21 protein-coding genes are annotated in these 23,584 nt (G+C 33.0%); 3 read left to right on the top strand and 18 right to left on the bottom strand.

Features of this window, described 5'->3' with window-relative positions; translation table 11 throughout:
- The first annotated feature begins 118 nt into the window (after window positions 1–118).
- Together D1818_RS13760 and D1818_RS13765 are read left to right on the top strand one after the other, a co-directional pair.
- Entirely contained in the window at window positions 119–1,627 is a 1,509-nt protein-coding gene (locus D1818_RS13760) for a carboxypeptidase-like regulatory domain-containing protein (protein ID WP_118459580.1), read from the top strand.
- A gap of 249 nt (window positions 1,628–1,876) precedes the next feature.
- A complete protein-coding gene (locus D1818_RS13765) occupies window positions 1,877–3,364 on the top strand; it encodes a carboxypeptidase-like regulatory domain-containing protein (protein WP_240338263.1) in 1,488 nt (495 codons plus the stop codon).
- 54 nt (window positions 3,365–3,418) lie between these two features.
- On the opposite strand, the gene D1818_RS13770 is transcribed toward D1818_RS13765, so the two are convergent.
- From D1818_RS13770 to hemA, 17 genes are all read right to left on the bottom strand, one after another.
- On the bottom strand, window positions 3,419–3,817 hold the full coding sequence (locus D1818_RS13770; RefSeq protein ID WP_118459582.1) for a hypothetical protein: 399 nt from the start codon (window positions 3,815–3,817) through the stop codon (window positions 3,419–3,421).
- Window positions 3,818–4,177: 360 nt separating this feature from the next.
- Window positions 4,178–5,056: a hypothetical protein gene (locus D1818_RS13775; RefSeq protein ID WP_118459583.1), complete on the bottom strand. Its 879-nt coding sequence runs from the start codon at window positions 5,054–5,056 to the stop codon at window positions 4,178–4,180.
- Between the two features lie 235 nt (window positions 5,057–5,291).
- Window positions 5,292–5,780, bottom strand: coding sequence for a hypothetical protein (locus D1818_RS13780; RefSeq protein WP_118459584.1), 489 nt, complete (start codon window positions 5,778–5,780; stop codon window positions 5,292–5,294).
- A gap of 11 nt (window positions 5,781–5,791) precedes the next feature.
- Entirely contained in the window at window positions 5,792–6,298 is a 507-nt protein-coding gene (locus tag D1818_RS13785; RefSeq protein ID WP_147406142.1) for a hypothetical protein, read from the bottom strand.
- 301 nt (window positions 6,299–6,599) lie between these two features.
- Window positions 6,600–7,064 carry a hypothetical protein gene (locus tag D1818_RS13790; protein ID WP_118459586.1) on the bottom strand — a complete coding sequence of 155 codons (465 nt, stop codon included), beginning with the start codon at window positions 7,062–7,064 and terminating at the stop codon, window positions 6,600–6,602.
- Between the two features lie 9 nt (window positions 7,065–7,073).
- On the bottom strand, window positions 7,074–7,541 hold the full coding sequence (locus D1818_RS13795; RefSeq protein ID WP_118459587.1) for a hypothetical protein: 468 nt from the start codon (window positions 7,539–7,541) through the stop codon (window positions 7,074–7,076).
- Between the two features lie 9 nt (window positions 7,542–7,550).
- A complete protein-coding gene (locus tag D1818_RS13800; RefSeq protein WP_118459588.1) occupies window positions 7,551–12,293 on the bottom strand; it encodes a hypothetical protein in 4,743 nt (1,580 codons plus the stop codon).
- A gap of 12 nt (window positions 12,294–12,305) precedes the next feature.
- A complete protein-coding gene (locus D1818_RS25930) occupies window positions 12,306–12,794 on the bottom strand; it encodes a PAAR domain-containing protein (protein ID WP_118459589.1) in 489 nt (162 codons plus the stop codon).
- Window positions 12,795–12,800: 6 nt separating this feature from the next.
- Entirely contained in the window at window positions 12,801–14,615 is a 1,815-nt protein-coding gene (locus D1818_RS13810) for a type VI secretion system Vgr family protein (protein WP_118459590.1), read from the bottom strand.
- 594 nt (window positions 14,616–15,209) lie between these two features.
- Window positions 15,210–15,824 (bottom strand): hypothetical protein, encoded by a 615-nt coding sequence (locus tag D1818_RS13815; protein ID WP_118459591.1) that lies wholly within the window; start codon window positions 15,822–15,824, stop codon window positions 15,210–15,212.
- 162 nt (window positions 15,825–15,986) lie between these two features.
- The gene (gene hemF, locus D1818_RS13820; RefSeq protein WP_118459592.1) at window positions 15,987–16,889 is read right to left on the bottom strand and encodes an oxygen-dependent coproporphyrinogen oxidase; all 903 of its coding nucleotides are present in this window, start codon (window positions 16,887–16,889) and stop codon (window positions 15,987–15,989) included.
- 3 nt (window positions 16,890–16,892) lie between these two features.
- Window positions 16,893–17,684: an EI24 domain-containing protein gene (locus D1818_RS13825; RefSeq protein WP_118459593.1), complete on the bottom strand. Its 792-nt coding sequence runs from the start codon at window positions 17,682–17,684 to the stop codon at window positions 16,893–16,895.
- Between the two features lie 70 nt (window positions 17,685–17,754).
- Window positions 17,755–18,252, bottom strand: coding sequence for a hypothetical protein (locus D1818_RS13830; RefSeq protein WP_120752453.1), 498 nt, complete (start codon window positions 18,250–18,252; stop codon window positions 17,755–17,757).
- A 2-nt stretch (window positions 18,253–18,254) separates the two neighbouring features.
- Window positions 18,255–19,280: a uroporphyrinogen decarboxylase gene (hemE, locus tag D1818_RS13835; RefSeq protein WP_118459595.1), complete on the bottom strand. Its 1,026-nt coding sequence runs from the start codon at window positions 19,278–19,280 to the stop codon at window positions 18,255–18,257.
- A complete protein-coding gene (locus tag D1818_RS13840) occupies window positions 19,277–19,939 on the bottom strand; it encodes a uroporphyrinogen-III synthase (protein ID WP_118459596.1) in 663 nt (220 codons plus the stop codon). The genes hemE and D1818_RS13840 overlap by 4 nt, the downstream gene beginning before the upstream one ends.
- Complete coding sequence (hemC, locus tag D1818_RS13845; RefSeq protein WP_118459597.1) at window positions 19,940–20,854, bottom strand: hydroxymethylbilane synthase; 915 nt, start codon at window positions 20,852–20,854, stop codon at window positions 19,940–19,942.
- The gene (hemA, locus tag D1818_RS13850; RefSeq protein ID WP_118459598.1) at window positions 20,854–22,104 is read right to left on the bottom strand and encodes a glutamyl-tRNA reductase; all 1,251 of its coding nucleotides are present in this window, start codon (window positions 22,102–22,104) and stop codon (window positions 20,854–20,856) included. Before hemA ends, hemC begins: the two co-directional genes overlap by 1 nt.
- Window positions 22,105–22,303: 199 nt before the next feature.
- Here hemA and D1818_RS13855 point away from each other — a divergent pair, with 199 nt between their 5' ends.
- On the top strand, window positions 22,304–23,194 hold the full coding sequence (locus D1818_RS13855; protein WP_118459599.1) for an AraC family transcriptional regulator: 891 nt from the start codon (window positions 22,304–22,306) through the stop codon (window positions 23,192–23,194).
- On the opposite strand, the gene D1818_RS25365 is transcribed toward D1818_RS13855, so the two are convergent.
- A complete protein-coding gene (locus D1818_RS25365; RefSeq protein WP_158596950.1) occupies window positions 23,195–23,368 on the bottom strand; it encodes a hypothetical protein in 174 nt (57 codons plus the stop codon).
- Window positions 23,369–23,584: the final 216 nt, after the last annotated feature.

Genomic DNA, 23,584 nt, shown 5'->3' on the forward strand with positions numbered 1-23,584 from the left:
TCCGTACAGTGCCTCTATTCTATTAAAATTAAATAGTATATAACTCAGGCAACCTTTATAGATCTATTTACGTCTATATGAATAACTATCGGATATCAAAAAACGAAATCATCAAATTATGAATATCAAAAAACTTACAGTAGTATCTATTGCTTTTTTATCAAGCATATCTATATCTGCACAAACCATAAGTTCTAAAGTAGTCGATAAAAAAACAAACGAACCTATCCCTTACGCGACCATTCAATATGCAGAAAATGGAGGTGTAATTACAAATGAAGAAGGGATGTTTAGTTTTACATTAGATCAACGATCTATAAAAATAGACTCTATCTACATCTCTTCTATGGGGTATGAAAAAGTTGGTATTACATTAAACTCCATTACCGATAATATTATCTATATAGAACCAAAAGCTATAGAACTCAGTGGTGTGTTTATCTCTAATAAAAATCTGAGCATCGATGAGATTATTGATAATGTAAAAGAGAATGTAGATCAAAACTACAGTAAAGATTTGTCACATAAAAAGCTTTTTTATAGACAATCAGACTTTAGTGATCTGCATAAAATGAATATAAAATTCAAAAAATCTACCATCAAAGAGTTTAACAAGAAGTTTATAGATAGTGTGCTATCCATTATCCCAAGAAAATCTGCTTACTATACAGAAGCGTTATGTGATCTCTATGGTAATTTTGACAAGCAAAAACTAAATATCATTAAAGGTGCAGAACTCTATGACAAAAGTAATGATGGTTCTATGGAGGCACTATCCGACAAGTTGGAAGAAATTTTAAAAAAGAACGTAAAGCCAAACTCATATCTAAAGATAAAATCAGGTTGGATTCTTGGTACTAAAGTACAAATGGACTCTATTTTTGATGCCAATGAAGAAGCTGCAGAGGTAAAAAGCGAAGTAGAGAAGCCTAATAAAAATGAAGAAAACTATTTTCTTAAATACAGAAAATCATCGCTACAAGATTTACTATCTAGTATGTTTTTTCAGGAAGATTCTAAACTCAATTTTATGGAAAAATCTAGTCGATATAAGTTCGAACTAATAGATTATACGACCATAGATGATAGTAGTGTTTATATTATCAATTTCGAACCTAAAAGAGGGGCCGATTTTAAGGGAACAATCTATGTAAACACGCAGGATTTTGCCATTATGAGAGTTGATTATAAGAATGTAAAAAACCTTAAGAATTTTGGTTTACTTGGCGTTAGTTATCACGACACAATGTATAAAGGTAAAACGATCTTTGCCAAAGGTGCGGATGGTAAATACAGTGTGCGTTATATAGAAAAGACAACAGGAAACGTTTTTGGGCTTGATCGTCCGCTTAAAATTATCGAGAAAAACAAGTTTGTAAAAGGAAGGCGTAAACAAAATGAGTTATCGTTAGGACTGGATATTGGTGCAGGTGAAATCAGTAAATATGAAGTCGTTGTTTTCGATTCTAAACCTATTACAGAAAGTCAGTATGAAAGTAGTAAAGAAAACAAAACCATCAAACCGCAGTACCTCTCTAAATACGACCCTGACTTCTGGAAAGGATATAACATCATAGAACCGAATACCGCGATTAAACAGTTTACGGCGATTGAAGGAGGATTATAAAATATAAATTGGATTTTGCTAATTCTGCTGAATCTATCAAAACATAGTCAAAGTCATCAAATCATTTGGTTCAAAAGGGATTTTATTCAATGTATTTGTTATAAATCAGTAAACATCTCGTCTTATTTTAAGAATATATTACCATAATTGTATTCTTTTTCGTTGTAACTATGTAATAGATATAATGGAATCTATACTTTTATTGTGTAATTTTATGAATCTACTGATGCTATGAAAATGAATAAAATTATGTTACTAATCCTTAGTATAGGGATGGTATCTTCTTCTATAAAAGCTCAAAAAATTAGCTCTAAGGTTGTTGATAGAAAAACTAATCAACCTATACCTTATGCTACCATACAGATTGGAGAGAATCAAGGGGTGGTAACTAACGAAGAAGGAAGTTTTAGCATTACGCTAGATGATATAAAATCCAAAATAGATTCCATCTACATTTCCTCTATGGGTTATTCTACGGTGGGCGTTGCTGTAACAAGTATTACAGATAGTATTATCTATATAGAACCCAAAGCTATAGAATTAAAAAGTGTTTTTATCTCTAACAAAAATCTTGATATCGATGATATTATCGATAATGTAGATGATAACATGGAAGATAATTATAGATCTGACCTTGCTAAAAACAGGTTGTTTTTTAGAGAAACCAATACTAATTTCATTAAGAAAATGGATATTGATTTTAAGAAATCAACGATAAAGGAGATTGACAAAAAACTGGTAGATAGTATATCCAGAGTAATCCCTAGAAATTCAGTTTTTTATGCGGAGGCTTTATGTGATTTTTATGGAAATACGGATAAACAGAAACTAAATGTAATCAAAGGAGCTCGTCTGTATGATAAAAACAATAATGGATCTATAGAAGGAGTCTTCAAGAAAATGGAGAAAATCTTTAAAGATAATGTAAAACCTAATTCCTATTTAAAAATAAGATCAGGGCTTTTTAGTCAAAAAGTACAGGTAGATTCTATTCTTAATGCAAATCAAGACGCCAAAGATATTGCAGATGGAATTGATAACCCTAAAGAAAATTTCTTCTTTAAGTCGAGAAAAATGAATCTCAAAAACCTGTTTAATGAAATGTTGTATCAGTCAGATACTAAATTGAATGTGATTAAAAATTCAGGCAGATATATTTTTGAACGGGTAGATTACACCATATTGGATGATGTCGGAGTATATGTGATCAAATTCACACCCAAAAGAAGAGGTGATTTTAAAGGTACTTTATACGTAAATACAGAAGATTTTGCAGTGATACGTGTAGATTATCAAAATGTAAAACGCCTGCGCAGTTTTAACCTGTTAGGTGTCAGTTTTGAAGAAAATGGTTATAGCGGAACTACTATTTTTCAGAAAGGATCTGATGGTAAATATGGGGTGAAGTTTATCGAAAAAGTAACTGAAAACAAATTTGGTGTAGATCGTCCATTAAGTATTATAGAGAAAAACAAATACGTTAAGGGAAGAAACAAACAAAATCAATTATCCCTTAACCTAGATGTTATTAGTTATGCTAAAAACAAGTATGAAGTGATCGTCTTTGATGTTAAAAATATCACCGAAGCAGAATATAATAGTAGTAAAGAAAATAAAAATGTAGAATCTACGTATTTGTCAAAATACAATCCCGATTTCTGGAAAGGCTATAACATTATAGAACCTAATACTGCAATCAAACAGTTTAAAGCCATTGAGGAAGATATAGAAGAATAGGAAGACTAGTTATAGCTGTTTGCTGAAGATCCATACATTAATTCTCTTCTAAGGTTAGTTGTTTAACTTCAACGTTCTTAGTAAAGCCTCAAAATAATACCCTTCTTGCTTTGGAATAATAGTAGTTTTATAAGCGGTATTCTTAACTACGTAGAAGGATGAAGATTCCGTATCCTTATCATCCTGATGTACATTAACAATCTTCTGGATAAAATCATTAATTAACAGTACCTCATCATAGGTAATCTCTCTCCTTAAGGTGGGATCATCACTTTTATACACCAGGTAATCATCCCTGAAGCTTATGGATTTCTTAGTTGCACCGATTGGATGAAATTCGAAAGTAAAATCCTGAGAAGCGAATATCTTATTAATATTCTCCACAGTAGGCTCTACATTACGTGCGCAGCTAGTAATGAAAATGAGTATTAGAACTACTAAAAAATTTCTCATTTTTTTTATTAAATATACTCATTAATGTTTATCTAATTCTTTGTTTGACTTTATGATCCTCACCAAAAGAAAGATTTGGGCGTGACCGCGAGGGTCAGGCTTTCCGCTACAATTCCTCACGCTTCTCCGCCAGGCGGATCAGGCTGCGGGATTTTCACTACAATCCTTCACGCAAAAAAGATATAGCTCCAACCCTAAATCCAACTATCCACAAGCTATTCGTAGCCATAATCGGAACTAAGAGGGGAAAACACACAATATCCCAAACGTTTTGTTATCCCAGGTTTGGGGTTTTTATAATAGATACTTACTGATATAAGGAACAAACTAGTTATATCCATACTGAGAGTGGCAAGGCTTTTAATATCTACTCTCTACTTGTTTTAACTTAATTTCTTTTCCGTTTTCTATAAGTGAGCTTTTAGCATAGAAATTATTAACCCTCTTATATATTTTAACTATAGGTTTACTTTTATCTCCTGTATATTCTTCTCCTCCATCCATAGATTCTTTATAATAAAGTGACACTCCTTCATTTGTTCTTACCTGTCTACATTTAAAATCAAAATTTCCTTCATAGCCCATCATTATAAAAACAATATATTCTTCTTCTAAATATTCTATTATATAACTTGTTTCATTGATGCGATCTCCAGGGTTTATTTTGTAATCAAAAGCGTAATAAGTAAATTCTTCATCTTGATCATTGTCATTATCTTTTGAAGATACAAGTTGATCATCTAAAAAGCTACTTATCTTTGATATTTTTAATTTTTCTTTCTCTATAATAGTAACATAAAGTATATTATCATCACTATCATAGTAACCTTTTTCATAAGAAACACTGTAAACACTATTTTTCTCAGTATCTTCTACTTTTAAGGTTTTCAACCATTCTATAGTTGAATCTTGGGCATTTATTATATAATTATACCCCTTAACTTTTCCTATCTTATTTATTAAATCCTCTGTAAGATATATTTTCAAATTTACTGATTCCTCATTTAAAGGGTCTTCTAAATATTTAATATACTTAGTATAAAACTCAAAAATAAAATCTTTAGGTTTTAAATTAACTTGACTGTTATTAAGCGAGAAATTATTCTCTTTTCTAACATCAATGACTGAAGTGGTATCTACGATAACATCTTTAGTATTTTTAGCTTCTCCTCTGCAGCAAAAAAAAGAAGTTATAAAGATAGATACGATTAAAAATTTAAATATTCTATTTACTCCCATCTGTATATTTTATAGTTTGGTTTTGCTTTTCTATAGGAGTTTTTTGAACAAAATGAGATACCCAATTTTCACCATTATACATAGCAATATGACCATGAGGGTTGTTTTAAAAGAAGTATTTTTTTCTACGATAATTGCACAATGTGAATAATTCAGCACAATAACGGCACTAACAAATGCTTCACACTCTTCTCCTTCCTCCCACCCTGTTAAATTAGGATCAGGGTATCGTTTTTTATTTGTCTTTCCTTAATTCACAATACTTATCTGTGTTAAACTCATCAAATAATTTCTCATTATCAATAGTACGTATATCCCTATTTAAATTTTCCATTGTACAGTATTTATTACGTCCTAATGTATCTTGTTTAAATGGAAAAAAAGCTTTAAGTTTTTTCAAATATAGCGTCTTGTTGTTTATATCAAAATCAAAAAACATTACAATATGATTTCCATAATGATCACCATTACCGAATTCAAAAGAATCTGAATCTATCTTCTTAAAACTAGTTGATGAATCAAATAGCATCTCTAAGGCTTCAAACTTATAACTTGTATTATTTGATAATGAAACAATAAAATTGAATTCATCTTCATTAAAGGCTATATCTTCTACTTTTTCTTTTTGAATTAATAAGCTTACTTTTTCAGAAGTATTTTCCGCTGACTTATCATTTTTACAAGATAGAAAAAGGAATACGAAAATTATTAGTATATATCTCATCTCAAATTTGTTTAACCTGCACCTCCAGATTTAGAAATAATTACTTTTCCATTTTTTTTAACAAGTATATCCCAATAATCTTGTTCAGAAAAATTCTCTTCACCATCAATAACTATAGTTTCACTACAATCAATATTATATAAAATACTTTTAGGACAAGAATCATCATCATCCTTTACTCTTTTTATTTCCCCTTTGCAAATACTTCTCTTTAAAGTTCTTTTCAACCATAATATATCTTTATCTGAATATTCAACGGGAGAGTTGGTAAAATCATACTCAACTCCAGATTTAATTACTTCCTCTAGTTTTTTATAATGATTACTAATTTTCTCTATATCATTTGTTGAAAAACATTTAGGGTTGTTATCTTTTACTTGAGTTTTTTTAGGAATAGAATCATTTATGTTAGATGAAACATCTATGACTACATCTTTTTTAGGTTGTTTGCAACCAAATAAAAAATATATTACTAATAAGGGTAATATTATTTTTTTATGCTTAATGTGTTGATGCATAACTAACATCTGCACTTTGATTCATTTCGGGTAGTTCATAAGATTTAGGATTGTATTTTATCGGTTTCATAATCGCATATTCATTTCCTATTGTAACGGTACCGTATTTGATTTGTTATCCCCCCGAAACAGTTCCATTACCTTGATTTTCTCCTATATATACGTATTTTTTTAAAGAAGTATTTTTTTCTACAATAATTGCACAATGTGAATAATTCAGCACAATAACGGAACTAACAAATGCTTCACACTCTTCTCCTTCTTCCCATCCTGTTAAATTAGGATCAGGGTATCGTTTTTTTTATTTGTCTTTCCTTAACTCACAATACTTATCTGAATTGAACTCATCAAATAACTGATCACTATCAATACCTTGTATATCCCTATTCAAATTTTCCATAGTACAATATTTATTACGACCCAATGTGTCTTGTTTAAATGGAAAGAAAGCCTTCACATTTGTTAAAAATAAAGTGCTATCCTTATAAATGTAATTCCAATCTATGGAATTTCCATAATGAGAATCATATTCGCGAATTTTCAAACTATCTAGATTATAAGAATATTTAAACTTACTATCTAAAAACATAGGGCAATTAAATTTCAAAAGTATCTTATTTTCTAAAAAAACAAAAATTTCACCTTCTTCTAATAGAATTTCCTTTGGATATAGATTATTACTATTTATTGTTTCTTTTGTTTGCGATTTACAAGAAAGCAAAAAAACAAAAGATAAAAAGAAATAGGATATAGTTCTAAACTTCATAATACACAGCTATAAAGAGGCTTTGGAAAAAAACTTATTATTTTTTTTGGACAATATTATTTCATATGTTTCTTCCGATAGATGCTCACCATCATCCGTTTCAAAAACTTCTTTATAATCGATATAAAAACTTATGTTTTCTAAACATTTTCCAGAAAATTCAATAGGTCTTGCTGAACATGTACTCTCTTTCAATTTTCTTAAAATTAGCCCACTATGCTTTTTCGTATAAAAAACTATAGAGTTTCCTAAATCAAAACTTCCACCTTGCTTTAAAATCTTTTCTATTTCTCCGTAGTGATTATTCAGCTTTACAATATCATTTTTAGTGAAACAATTAGGATTACTAGTAGTATCTTTATTCGTTTCTTTTTTATCGAAAGAGCTTTTTAATTGGTCTGTTTCCTGATTTTTACAGCTTGTATTAACAAACAATAAGGATAATAACAAAATTGTATTAATGATTCTTTTATTCATATCGTAAAATTAATGTGTTGATGCATAACTACCATCTGCATTTTGATTCATTTCGGGTAGTTCATAAGATTTAGGATTGTATTTTATCGGTTTCATAATCGCGTATTCATTTCCTATTGTAACGGTACCGTATTTGATTTGTTGTTCCCCCGAAACAGTTCCATTACCTTGATTTCCTCCTATATATACGTATTTTCCTAAAGAAGTATTTTTTCCTACAATAATTGCACAATGTGAATAATTCAATACTACTATTGCACCTACAAATGCTTCACATTCTTCGCCTTCTTTCCATCCTGTAAGTCCTGTTACCTCTTTATCGGAAGCTTTAGTGTTTCCTTCTGGAGCCCAATCGAAAGCATACCAATTAGATCCAGAATTTATATTTAGGTATCCAGCCTGCACAAAACACCAATTCACGAAAGACGCACACCACGAAATTGAATGATCACCACTTTTTCTGCCTGGTTTGTGATATTGTACTATCTTTTCTTTTAAAGGTGATTCTGTTTCATTTAAACCTTGATATTCTACAAACTCTTGATAAGCAAACTTAACCCAAGGGGCCAAATCGCTGGATTCTATATCTTGTCTGTTTTCATTATTGATACATACAAAATCGTACTTGAAAATATTTCTTAAAAGACTATAGTATTTTCTACGTTCCGATTTTCCGTTTCCTCCTCCATTCACTAAAGTTGAAATGTAATTGATATATTTATCGCCAAAAAGTGCTATTTCATTTAATGACTTCTTTTTTATCTCAGAATGTTTATTCCCTGCTTTCTTATAATTAGACCAGAACCATCCAGCTGAATCCATCGCATATCCCAGATCATCAGAAATATATTCCTCATAATTATTACTTCGTAATTCTAATTGAATATCAGTCTTTCCTTTTAAGTCTCCCTCAGTATTTTTAGCAGCATATTTTAAATATTTGATTTGAGAATTTCGCCAAGTCAATTGCATAAAACCACGACCCTTATACTTTGGACCATCACCAATTAATGTGTTTCCCATGTTTTCGGCATCTCCATGCTGACCTGGGTTATAGCCTGATCCTGATGCAAACTCTAATCCAGTAGTAAATCGAGCAGATTCCCAATACAATTGAGCTATAAAATGCATTTTTTGCACACACTGATTAATTCCGTATTTATTTGTAGTCTTATTTAATTCTTCCGTTAACCTTTCAAAAGTTTTGTCTTCACTAGAAATAGTACAATTATTATGATCTAAGATATCATTACCAAACTTTTCACTTTTTCGAATTCTGGTAAATATATTTTTAAATTCCTCAGTAGTAAAATCTCTATTGCAATAACACTCCCCCTTATGTTGCTCAAACATCAACTTCATCTGATTGATAAAAGCCATAGGATGAAAGTGAAATACCTCTGGTGATGCAGGAAAAATACGTTCTGGTTTCGTAGGTGTATCGTTTTTAGTTTCTGCTGGTTTGGTCTCTACCGGTTTAGGTAGGGTAGCCGTAGTATCCGTAGTTACTGCTACCGGAATCCCCAATTCTTTTAAATCATCTTCAGAAACATCCCCCATCATATTTCTGTTGTTTTTCTTTTCTTTTTTGGGTTCGGGAGCGTCCGGTTGATATGGTTTACCAGCAGTATCATTCCAAAACATTAAATCTGTTACTTGTGTCTGCAAGCTACTAAGATACGTTTGTTTTTGGTTTTCCATTTCATCAATTACTTCTTGCTCACGCTTATTTTGTTTGGCAAAGTTAATTTGTGCATTATAAAACGTTTCTACATCACCTTTTATTTGATTGTAATCATAACTCCACTCACTTTTATGTTTAGCAACCACTCTACTCATTTCATAAAGCACCTCATTAACTCCCATAGCAAACCTAACTTCGTCAGCATTGATCAGATGGTCGTTGTCTATATTAAAGTTTTCCCATATTTTTTTAATAAACTCGCTTTTCGTTTTTGTATAATCTAGCGTGTCTTTTATTTCGTAAATATATTCGTCTCCTCCGTCTAAGATATTAAAGCCGAATTGCTCCCAATTGTAAGGGCTAAAGAATTTCTCATCTTCAAACTCCTCAATCTTTACCCAACCCGTTTGTGCGTTTTCATTGTCGTTCCCCAGATACAAGTTATGGGTCTCTACTTGTCTATAATGAAAGTCTCCGTGCTCTTCGCCTATAATAATGTCTTTTTCTTTAGTTAACTTTACTACTGTAGGTTTTTGTAGCGTAAAATCTACATCTTTTTTATTATCTGGCCTTGACATCCAGATGTCTGTTACATCTTTTATCAGACCAACTTCGTCATTAACTTTAGGGGTATACCCTCTGTCTAATATATGATTTTGTACTTCTTGTTTTTCGTTAAACTCTGCTATATTGAATTCTACGATTCTATGGGTAGCATCTTTATTGGTAGCTTTTATCTTATCTCCTTTTTCATTACAGGCACCTTTCCATTTTAGTTCAAAACCCGATACATTAGGCAGTTTATTTTTAAAAAAAGCAAACAGCGTATCTACATCCTCATGTACTTTAGGGTCTTTTCCTGTATTGTCAACTGGCAAGATTTTATAATTGGTTTCACTAATTTCAAATTTTTTATAGACCTCTACTGGCAGGATGGCTTGTATTACGTGTTCATTCTCGTGTATGATATTGGGTACAATATTTTTTTCTGTAGTTTCTTTGTAGACGTGGGTTACTCTTCTGTGGGTAGTACCTGATTTTCCTTCGGCATTGCACTTTAACCCCGGTTGTGTATAAAATAAAGGAGACATTGCTGCTTTATTTAATTTTCCTTCGAAGATCGTATTCAATTTAGTAAAGCTATCTACCTTAGATGCTGTAACAGGATAATACCCTGTATTGATACCTCTTTTCTTTTGATTTGAGTTGGCACTTTTAACATAGGTAGCGCCAACATCTACTAGTAATTGATGCGGAACAAACTTAAGTAGTTCTTTTTCCTTTTCTGCCTGGTATGTTTTTTTGGTAACATTTTTTCTTCCTACTTCTTTGATCTCATTCTTAGGCTGATCGACCTCATCATTGGGAATAAAATTCGATACACTAACTCTGGTATTGTCAGCTTCAACAAGTTTTATAGCGTTGATGACATAACTAGTAACACTTTCTTCTTTTCTAACACTCTTATATACTTTTGTGGGATTGCTCTCCACTGTAAACTCATAATTCTTAGATAAGTCCGAAAACGGAATCCAAAAATCATACTCCCACGGTTTTTCTTTTGATTCGTACCGAACTTTTACCAGCGTATTTTTTACATCTTCCATATAGATAAGCGTATCTTTTTTGGAAATAGTACCATCGAATATTTTAGAGATATAGTCAAAATTTACAATGTCATAGACTATTTTTTTCCCTTTTGATTTTTCTTTATTTACAGACAGCGCGCCCTTCTCTACAGTACGTTCTACGGTCGCTAGCATTTTTACTTTACAGAACTTATCGTTTCTAGCAATTACTTTTACAGGAGTTTTTGCTTTTATAGTTGGGTTATTAGGGGCTTTTAGCGCTTTATAAATGGTAACATCTTCTGGTAATTTGTAGTATTGCTTTTTTTCCAGGGGTTTTTCTTCTTCGGAATATATATCGAAGGTATTGTTTAGAAATTTTTTGATCGTATCTTCATTATCAGGCGCCATAAATATTTCATGATGGCACACATAATAGTCTTCTTCAGCTTTTTTTTGTTTTAAACCGGTATGTCCTAATAGCTGTGTTGCTTTTACAGGGATATCACAAGCTACAATTTTATTCTTTTTAAATTTAGACTCATCAAGTGTATGTACCGTAGTTAAGTGCTTGAGATTTACAAATTCATTGGTCCCTTTGATAGCAATAAATCCATTTTTTTCTGTACCTTCTGTTTGCAGGGGTTGGTTACTTTCCAATACTTTTATAATTGGCGCATTGGGAGATGGATTGTTATATACCGGAATCCCCTCGATTTTAGAAGTATCTTTTTTGAAAGTGGCTTTATAGTTTGTTTTAGTGAGTTTTGTACTGATACCACTATTTACATTGGCGTAATAATCGGTACAATTCTCCCCATTTAAATCTTTAAATGGGGCTAGTTTTTTATAGGTACTTGTTTTGGTTTTCCCATTACGTTTGTAACTTATGACAATCGTATTTTCTTTCTTGGAGTCATCATCCAAAATAAATTCCGTATTAACGGGCAATACTACTTCGGTATCTTTTAGTTTTTTGAATTTTTTAGTTTGTTCATTCTGTTCAAATTGATAGACTCCTAAACCTTTTACTTTTTGGTCTTTACCTGTTTGGTATTCCTTTTTTGCTAGAAAAGGCGGAAGCTTAACATTTTTGGGTGTATTTTTTTGCTTATAGGCATTAATAGGCAATAAATGATTATAGAGACTATAAAATGTTACATTTTCTGTTTTCTTTTCTGTAGTCTCATTTTCTTTTCCTTTATTGTTTACCACATGTTTTACGAGTTCAAAATCGTGTTGAATAATCATAAAACAATTTGAGTACTTACATACACTCTGGGTGTCTGTCCCTTCGTTTTTTACAAGTTCTTTATACTTTTCTTCAAATCGATATGCTATAATTCTTCCATCTGCAATAGCTTTAATGGGAGTATCCTTTCCTTCTATATGAATACCACCATGCCAAGTATTGTTATCACCAATTAAGAAGTTGCCAAATTGATTATTGAAATCAAATTTTTTTTCTTCTAGAAAGTCTGCGGGAAATGTAATCTTCATAGCAATTTTTGATTAAAAACTCACATTAAATTCAGATAGATAGCCGTTTTGTTCTTCGCTCTTTTTCTTAAGTTCTTCCTGATTGGCTTGTGCTTCTTTTAAAGATCTCCCGGATACAGATGCCAATACTTTAAGCATAGGACTGATCTTAGGAAATGGAATTTCCTGTAATGGCATTACAGCTGTAGGAGCTGCTGGTCCTGTGCCTATAAGTACTGTGGGTTCTCCTACCGTGATCGATCCACCGTGAGCTGTCATACTGCCTACAGTAGCCGCTGGTTTTCCTCCAATAAGTACAGTAGCTTCTCCTTGTGCAATGGTATCAGGCGGTCCTGCACAAATGCACATATCACCCATGACTGCGGCTGGTTTATTACCTATTAACACCGTAGGTACTCCGGGTCCTGATATAGGTCCTCCTACATGTGGCGGTGGCGGTGTCCCCGGATTAACCATCGGGCACACATGCATACTTCCTATAGTTGCTGCTGGTCCTGGCATATCGTATTAATTAAGTTTTAATAATGCTCCGGATACTTCTGTAATCGCCTTACCAGTCACTTTGGTCTGTGTCCCATTAACTTCTGCTCCTACTTGTCCTTCTACAATGGTGTTTAACCCTTTTACAGTAGCATCTGTAGTTGCTTCTACAGCTACAGCTCCCCTACTTTTTACACTAGTGTCTCCTGTAGATTGAATCACTACATTACCTTCTGCTAACGCGGAGAGATCTGATTGCGCTGCAATTTCTACATTTTCTTGAGCTCCGATATTGATATTTTCTTCTGCAGTGATATTAATATTTTTTGCAGTGATGTCTATAGTCTCTGTAGCGTTGATCGTTAATGATTTCTCTTGTGTATCAAACGTAATGATACTGCCCTCATTATCATAGATATTGATCTTCTCTTCGCCATCGGTATCATTAAGCTCTATCGTATGACCGCTACGCGTGCGAATGGCCTTAATATCATTGTTGTCTGTTTTCCACTCTTCGGGTTTGGCGTTACCGTGATATAGGGTTCCCATCACAAATGGACGTTCCGCATTACCTCCTTCAAAATTTACGATAACTTCTTCTCCTATCTCAGGGATAAAATGAAATCCTTTATCCTGTCCTCCATGGGGCGTCATCATGCGTAACCAGGGCGTTGTCTCACCAAGTGGTTTTTGCCATGGAAATTCTACACGCACTCTGCTTAACCCTTCTTCATCTACATTTTCGGTAACTACGGCTAGCTGGATATCACTTTTAGGGTATCTGGTCATATCTGCATTAGGATATACCTGTAAACTGGCATCTATAGCCTCAAATGTATTTTTATAACGTCCTCCCTCGGTATTGGTATGGGTAATTTTAATAATACGATACGACCCGAATCCTGCTACTTTGATGATTTCTCCCAAATTAACTCCTGGATTATCGCTAATTCCTCTTGCAACTACTTGCTTAGAAGCCCTAGCCTGAGTGTGATCGGTTACTTGCTGATCGAATCTGGCCTTAAGCGCGGAATCATTAAAGGGCGCATGTACTAATTCTCGTTCATTACTAAACAATTCCTGAGACTTACCATTCATAAAACCATGGTATCCCTCTGCAGAGAGATCAATATCACTACTTTTTTTCTCGTGGTGTTCATCGGTTAGATAATCACGCGTACTATGGTTATAAACATTAGCTACAGGTTTCATAAATACCGAAAGCTCCTGTAAGTCGGTACCGTATTGTAACTCAATTTCTTCATCTCCTGGACTACCAAACACTAGTCCTTTTCCATCATCATAGAACCATTGATTATAGTATGCTGCCAATCGACTGGCAAAACTAAACGCACTCTGATTATGTTGCACAGCATAGTGTATGTTTTCCGTATAGGTTGGATCGATAGTAAGCTCCAACTTGGATCTGTCATACCCGTTAAAGGTGTTATCCAAAATTTCAGAAAGACTCTTATCGCAGAAAGATGCATAATGGTTGCCATCTTCTGCCAGAATACTAGTGCTATTGGCATGGATCGTAATTAAATCTCCTTTAGACTGATGAAAAGCTTTTATGGCTTCTAGTCCGGTAACTACCCCCTTAAATTCTAACTCTTTATACTCATTGTATCCGTGAGCGGCATTAATCTTGATGGTTATAACACAACCTAAATAGTCTTTACTTTCACCAACTAATTCATCTGATAATGATTCTATCACATCGGTTCTACAAACTAATCTAAGGGCGTGATGAGCATCGATTTGCTGATCGAGCTGTAAACTTACATAGGAGGGAATTTGATTTCCATCAATGAAAATTTGTGTGGTGGTTTGTAATGCCATAAATAGGTTTATTTTGAGGGTAATTTAGTTAACTCTTTCTTAAAAAAAACAAAAATTGTTTTTGAAAAGGACTGCAAACATACATTTATATTACACTCTAAACAAGTCCAAAAGAGGCATTATCCCCTGATAAACAGTATGTTTTCGACAAAAAGACAGCAACTCTCGTCAAATAACCACTTTTCGTATCAGTAATTTATAGTTCACCCTCTGTTATACAATTTTACTAGCCTTCAAATTACTGATTGAATGTTATTTACGTAAGAAAACTCTCCTTACAACTAGTCATTAACAATCTATAGTACATGTATTAGTGTCAATTTTAGTAAAATGTTACCCACTAATAACTAGTTTTTTTGAATTTATACAATCCAAAAGAGTTACTTATCCCTAAATGAGATCGTGATAACGATTGGTGAGATAGTCTTAGGAGTTCGAAGATGTTATCTAAATAGTAGTTTTTCTTGTTATTTCCACTCATCTAGGTAGAATAGAATGGTGAAGCCCTTATGGAATAAGAAAAAGGTATTGATTATATAACCAATACCTTTACAATTTCATATAAAACCCAATTAACATAATTGGTACACTGTATTATTTCACAGCCAATCTTTTGATAGAATTTTCAAAATCTACATTCTCAAGATTACTTATCAGTAGTCCAATACCACCTGTTTTAGAGGCAACAATGTACTCTGCCTGATATTTCTTTTCCATTTTATACCCTTTAAGGTATTTTAACTTCACAATTTTAGAAGTCGGGGTAAAGAAAAATCTTCCGTGGATTCTTTTATAACGTACTTCCTGAGTATTTGCTTCATCTTTTAGTTGTCTACTTAATGCTTCTACAACTGTAGCCGCTCTGTGTTCATCTAATTGATAGAAGTCGCATGCATAAATAAATACATAATTTTCTACATTTTTCTCATCAACGAACAACTGAAAATCAACATTTTTATCTTCAATTTTTTTCAATTCCTCTAAAGCAATCTTTTTAAACTTAGGGCTATCGGTTAGAGAATCTAAACGAACCTTAAATTGATCAGGACTTGTTTTTTCATACCCCTTGGTAAGCATTATCGTATTCTTACGAAACTCGATTGTGTTCTTCTTAGAGAAATTTGTAAACTTGGATTTCTGCTTTCCATCTGTGAAGTATTGACATCCAGTCAGAAGGATTACAGTTAACAATAGTAAAATTTTTTTCATAGGGTTCTGGGTGTTAATTGGTTAAAAATTTATTCAATAAGCCCCATAAGTGTGCGCAAGTTAATAAAAAAAACCACACAAACAACCTTTTGTCCTGATTTTTATGCATTTAATCCGATTGAATTTGAATATAACCCGGTTTTTATCTGTTTTTCGGTAGGATTACACCCACTCTTTCGGGTTCTTTAAAATTTCTAGTAATCGTTCTTCTTCAGATCCTGATGCTGGATGATGATCATAGCGCCATTGTACTTGTGGCGGTAAACTCATTAGAATACTCTCAATTCTTCCGTTTGTTTTTAATCCAAACAATGTTCCTTTATCGTGCACCAAATTAAACTCTACATACCTACCACGACGAATTTCTTGCCAATCTTTTTGTATATCAGTATACTTACTGTCTTTTCTTCGCTCTACAATAGGAACATACGCCTGTAAAAAACTATTCCCCACTTCTGTTACAAAATCATACCAATTTTGCATAGTCATCGCCTCCGTTTTCTTACAATAGTCAAAAAACAAACCTCCTACTCCACGACCTTCTCCTCGATGGGCATTATAAAAATATTCATCACATTTCTTTTTATACAAAGGATAAAAATCAGCATTATGTCTATCACAAGATGCTTTACATACTTCATGAAAGTGTCGCGCATCCTCATCAAACAAATAGTAAGGCGTGAGATCCTGTCCACCACCAAACCAACTATCCACAACCGCACCTTCTTTATCATACATCTCAAAATATCTCCAATTGGCGTGTACTGTTGGCACCATTGGGCTTTTAGGATGCAACACTAGTGATAATCCACAGGCAAAAAAATCCACATCTCCTACATTAAAATAACTCTGCATCGCCTTTGGTAATTTACCATGAACCCCAGAGATATTAACGCCTCCTTTTTCGAAAACCGCTCCATTTTCGATGACTCGTGTGCGGCCACCACCACCTTCAGGGCGTTTCCAGATGTCTTCTTTAAATTTGGCTTGACCATCGATCTCTTCCAGTCCTGAGGTAATCGTGTCTTGTAAATCTTGTATGTATTGATAAAATTTTTCTTTCATGTCTTATGCTTCGATTTTAGAAATCGTATCAGAACCTTTTACTTCGATCAATCCTTTTTCATTCAGAATTCTAACCGTTTCTGTAGAAGCTGCAACTACAGATATTGGAAGTACTATAATAAACCCAATAATAGGAATTAATAAAACTAACATAAATACAATTCCATTACCAATAGCAGTTCCTCTATGCTTTCTTACAAACTGAACACTTTCTTTATACTTAAAATGACGTTCCATAGTATAATCCATATTCCCAAAACCTACATAATATGCTTGTATAGCAAATATCAATATAGTAGCAATAATTCCAACTATCGGTATAAGGCTTAAAATTAACAAAGGAATGATAAAAAGTAATTCTCTGAAAAGGTTTCTTACGTTTATACGAATACCACGCATTAATTGTTCTCTAAATGAAGTATTGCGATGTTGATGATCTTGATGCTGGTCTCCCAAAAGATGTACCTCTACTTTTTCTGAAACCGGACTCATAAATGGAGCCGACAGCGCCATTATAATATGCTTATACAGCACTAATCCTATTGCTAGTATCAATAGAATACTAAAATACTTACTAATAACAGCAAATGTTTCTGATCCCCAATCCCAAACCCACGCTTTGGCTATAATAGTTCCTAATGGGTCTGATAAAAACCAGGCCGAAGCCATAAATAGAATTCCGGTTAAAAAACTAATTAGAATCGGAACCGCAAAATACTTCCATAACCCTAGTTTAGAAATTAAAGCGAAACCTCCAAAATATGCTTTAATACCATTAATGATGTTCTTGATCATAATCTTATGAATTGGTTAACTTCTTATAAGTAGTGTTTTTAAGAATTTTGTTTCAAAATTTACCCAAATATTAGTTATTTTCATCAAAAAGATAGACCATATCATTGGTAAACTCCCTTATTCCTTTTATATCTTTTACCAAACTAGCATTCATTGCTTTTTCTTTTAAAAAAGCAACTGTTTCTTCTTCTGTGGCGTTGTTCAGGTCCTTAAAATACAATCTTCCCAATCTATTATTATGCAAATCCATCGCCTCTGCTATCGCTTTATTAGGGGCTAATTTTTCGTGTAAATCAGTAATTTTCTGAGCCCAAACCATGGATTTCTCTTCACTTTTAGAATGAATATAGGTTTTCTGACAGATCAATACATTCCATAAAGCATGTCTAAATGCATTAGGCTTTCCATTATTATGATGTGTTTTTCCGTATAAAGAATCACAGATCATCATTGTTTTTTTTGTAGCTCTTAGAGTAGGAATAATATACCACGGATTCTGAAGCAATAGTCCCGACAATCTAAATAGCTGTCTGATGCTAAACCGCTTAATAATATTCCTAATCTTCATTCTTACACCTTGTATTCCTTTACAGCATCTACAAAAGCTCTAGCGTTCTCGACAGGTATATTTGGCAGAATTCCGTGCCCTAAATTAGCTATATATCGATCTTTACCAAATTCATCAATCATCTGTTTTACCATCTTTTTAATATCCGATGGAGGTGATAACAATCTAGATGGGTCAAAATTACCTTGTAATGTGATATTTCCTCCAGTAAGGTATCGAGCATTCCTAGCAGAACATGTCCAATCTACTCCTAATGCAGCTGCACCTGAGTTTGCCATTTCGTTTAGCGCAAACCAACATCCTTTACCAAATACGATAATCTCAGTTTCATCCTTTAATGCATCCACAATTTGCTGGATGTATTTCCAAGAAAACTCCTGATAATCAACTGGAGAAAGCATGCCTCCCCAACTATCGAATACTTGAACAGCATTTACCCCTGCAGCTACTTTCTTTTTCAAATATGCAATAGTGGTATCTGTTATTTTTTGTAATAATTGATGAGCGACTAGCGGTTGCGAAAAACATAATCCCTTTGCCATATCAAAATTCTTAGAACCTTGTCCTTGTACTGCATAACATAATATGGTCCAAGGCGATCCTGCAAAACCAATTAAAGGAACTCTGTTGTCAAGTTTTTCTTTAGTCATCTTGATTGCATCCATCACATATCCTAATTCTTCATCAATATCCGGAATAATAACCTGATCTACATCTGCTTGTGATCGAATTGGGTTTGGTAACCAAGGTCCAATCCCATCTTTCATTTCTACCTCTATATTCATAGCTTGTGGAATAACCAAAATATCGCTGAATAATATAGCAGCATCGGGACCAATAATATCAATAGGTTGCACTGTAATTTCTGATGCTAACTCAGGTGTTCTACATCTGGTAAAGAAATCGTACTTTTTCTTTAATGCCATGAATTCTGACAAATACCTTCCTGCCTGACGCATCATCCATACTGGTGGGCGATCAACAGTTTCTCCTTTTAAAGCTCTTAGAAATAAATCGTTTTTTATCATATCCGTTTATCAAAGTATTTAACTGCCTGAACGATCACATTCTCTACAGTTGGTTTGTTAGCAACAATAATATTGTTTGTATATTTTTTGGCTTCAGAAGCAGTAGTATTTCCAATACAAAAAACCATGCTATTATCGATGATATTATTAGAAACATAGCTTTGTACAGCTGATGGGCTGAAAAACAATATTCCATTAAATGTACGATCGAATTTTTTAGATTTTTTATGTGTTCTATAGACTACTATTTCATCCAGCTTAACATTGTTTTCTTTCAAAATGGATGGCAATTCATCTCTTCTCAGGTTTCCACAAAAAAAGAAAAATTGTTCCTTTTTATAGTTTTTTGAGATAATTTCACCCAAATCAGAAGCATTCTGAGCGATTTCAGAAACTTTTAGTCCATTTCCTTCCAATAGTTTTTTGGTGTTCTCCCCTACACAAAAACAATTCTGAATTTCGAATTCTAAATTCTGAAGTGCTTTTACGGCATTCTTACTGGTAAAAATTGCATTCTCTATATTTTGATTAAAATCAACATCCAGTAATTCAATTTCTATTACATTATATTCCACAAATCCGATTCCAGAATTTAGTAGCAGCTCTTTTTGAGTTGTAGAGAGTTTTTTTGTGGATAATATGGAGGAATTAGAGCTCAATTATTTTAAACTTGCTTTAATCCTCTTCATCAATTCTTTCCCTCCATTATTTAAAACTTCCTGAGCACATTGTATCCCAAAGTTTTGTCTATCCTCAAGCTTTATCATTTTGTTAACCTCTATTTTATCTTTTCCATCTAGACTGAATAAAACTCCAGTAAAATGAATTTGATCTCCTTTGATTTTTGCTAAAGCTCCTATTGGTGCAGTACAACCACCTTCTAACTCTCTAAGAAATTCTCTTTCTATATGCACGCATATTTTAGAATCTGTATGATCAAGATTCGAAAGCGCATTCAAACAATAAGCGTCATTTTCTTTAGCAACGACTAGCATAGCTCCTTGTGCCGGAGCTGGAGTCATCCAACTCAGGTCCAAATATTCTTTCGGTTTAAGTTTGATTCTTTCTAATCCTGCAGCTGCAAAAATAGCTCCATTCCAATCACTATCGTTTAGTTTTTGCATTCGGGTATTTACATTACCTCTTAAATCAACAACTTTATGATTGGGAAATTTATGTAACCATTGTGCTTGTCTTCTTAAACTACCTGTAGCAATAGTTCCTTCTCTATCTAAGAAATCTAATCCTTTATGCAAAAGAATATCCTGTACATTCGCACGCTCTAAAACTGCTGCTTCTACGATACCTTTTGGTAAAGCCGTCGGAACATCTTTCATAGAATGCACTGCAATGTCAATATCATTATTAAGCATTGCTACATCAAGTGTTTTGGTAAAAATTCCTGTAATTCCTAATTCATATAATGGTTTGTCCAAAACAATGTCTCCAGTAGATTTTACAGGAACTAAGATTGTAGTAAAGCCAAGATCTTCTAATTTATTCTGCACTGTATGAGCTTGCCAAAGTGCCAACTCACTATCACGGGTACCAATGCGGATTGTTTTATTTTCCACTATTTATCTTGTATTTGGAATACTTTCTGAATCAGTTCTATACTTTCTGAAGAAGAAGTATTTTCATCTTTAAGATGACTAGCGAAGTGATTTGTAATTTTTTGTATAATGCGATCACTAATAATTGTAGCCTGTTCTTCATTAAAATCAGAAATCTTTTTTCGTTGTAGATTGATTTCTGCTTCTTTAAAAGAAACCAGTTTATTTTTTAGTGCCTTTATTGTTGGTGCAAATTTTCTGGTTTCCATCCAGCTATCGAATTCCGATCTAACCTCATCTATTATAGCTTCTGCTTTTGGGATATGTACTCTTCTCCTTTGTAAGGTATCATCAGTCATCTTGGATAAATGATCCATATGTACTAAAGTAACATTTGGTAATTCTGAAACATTTGTATCTACATTCTTCGGTACGGATAAATCCAAAATAAGTAAAGGTTTATCTGTATTGATTAAGTCTTTGTAAATTGTTGGTTTTTGCGCTCCCGTTGCCACAATTAACACATCAGAATGGTTTACCTCTTCTTTAAGTGTTTCAAAATCCTTAACGACAAGGTTAAACTTTCCGGCTACTTTCTCCGCTTTATCTCTTGTCCTATTAATTAAAACAATATGATCATTCTTGGTATGCTTTACGAGGTTCTCACAAGTATTTCTACCGATTTTTCCTGTACCAAAAAGCAATATGTTCTTGTCAGTGACATAAGGTACTCTTGCTAGAATATATTGTACTGCTGCAAAACTAACAGATGTAGCACCGCTAGAAATCTCAGTTTCGTTTTTAATACGTTTACTTGCCTGAATAACAGCATTAGTCAATCGTTCTAAAAATGGATTGATCATTTGTACTTTCTTAGACGCTTTGAAACCAGCTTTTATTTGACCTATAATTTCAAAGTCACCTAAAATCTGACTATCTAATCCCGTTCCAACTCTAAATAGATGTGCAACAGCCTTACTATTTTTATGAACATAAGCTACTTTTTCGAATTCTTCGACAGTACCATGTGTATGTTCACACAAAAGTTTTATTAACTGAAATGGATGTTGTGCAAAACCGTATAACTCTGTACGATTACAGGTAGACATTACCAAAAGACCTTCAATTCCTTCGTCTTTAGCCTGCATTAAAATAGCAGTTTTTGCCTCCTCATTTATACTGAAATGTCCACGTATTTCGGCATCAGCTTTTTTATAGCTGAGACCGATTGTATAAAAATTTGCTCCTTTCGTACGTAGATGAGAGTCCATTGGGTTATTTCAATTTTTCCGTAGCAAAAATATCCCAGATCAGGTTTAAAAAATAACGCTAGAAGTTTTTTAAGTATCGAAAAGCGTTGTTTACCCCTTCAAATATCCAAAATCGGGTAAAAACACCTATTTTTGTATGAGTTCCGAAGATAGCTAATTAAATTGTTTAGATTTATTCTAAATAAATACTTTTACAGAGATGGAAATACAACTAAAAAATAACGCTCCAGGAATTCTGGAAGAGACCATTATAGATGAGGGTTTCTATATTCTTAAATTTCAAAACGAAACTAATGATAATCAGCGTATTATAAGAGACATTAATAGTAGCTATATTCAGTTTCACTTCTGCGTAAAAGGTATTATGAAGTTTAATTTTAACAACGGAAGTTACGCAATACCTTTATCAGAAAAAAAATCCCTTTTACTCTACAATCCTCAACGAGATTTACCTATGAACCTCGAAATGGAAAAGGACTCTTGGCTAGTATCTCTTTTGATTTCTATTAAAAAGTTTCATTCTTTGTTTTCTAAAGAAGCAGATTATATTCCTTTTCTTGGAGAAGGTAATCGTGATAAAAAATACTATACCGATGCCGACATCTCTCCATCTATGACTGTGGTTCTGAATCAAATACTAAGTTACAATTTACACAAATCTATTAAGCTGTTATATTTTAAAGGCAAAGCGTATGAGCTATTAAGCCTATATTTTAATAAACCTGAAGATGCAGATATAGATCAGTGCCCATTCCTGGTTGACGAGGAAAATGTTCTTAAAATTAAACAGGCCAAAGAAATTATTATTTCCAGAATGGCAGAACCACCTACCCTTCAGGAATTGTCAAAGGAAATTGGGTTACCCTTAAGTAAACTTAAAGATGGATTTAAACAAATATATGGAGAACCTGTCTATGCTTTTTTATTCGATTATAAGATGGAAGTAGCCCGTCAATTACTTGCCTCGGGAAGTCATAATGTTAATGAGGTTGGGTTGAAAGTAGGATACAGTACCGCAAGCCACTTTATAGCTGCTTTTAAAAAGAAATTTGGCACCACACCCAAAAAATATGTGATGAACTTAAGCTAATTAAGATTCCCTAACTGGAATTCCTTCTCCTTTTTGTAGTGAAACTATCGAATCATACATTCCTCTGTCACTTTCTTCTTTATCCACTAATACAGATACAAACTCGAAATTCTCCAATAATTCTAAAATAAAGGGTAATTTGTCCTTTTCGACGTCTACAATAATACGTTTCATTTCATTGCTTTTTTTGATCTTATAAAAATAAGAAAATATTATGTGGTAATTTCTAGTTTATTATAATTTAACTTGTATATAGAGTTTCTCTATATTTAGGCATATTAATAGATTTCTAGAAGTTTTTGATATTTCATTTACCTAACCATTCTGTGATACTGTTATCAATAAGTCTTATTATAATTTTATGATCTATCCATAGAATAGTTTGTATTT

Origin of the sequence: Aquimarina sp. BL5 (assembly GCF_003443675.1) — a bacterium.
GTDB lineage: Bacteria > Bacteroidota > Bacteroidia > Flavobacteriales > Flavobacteriaceae > Aquimarina.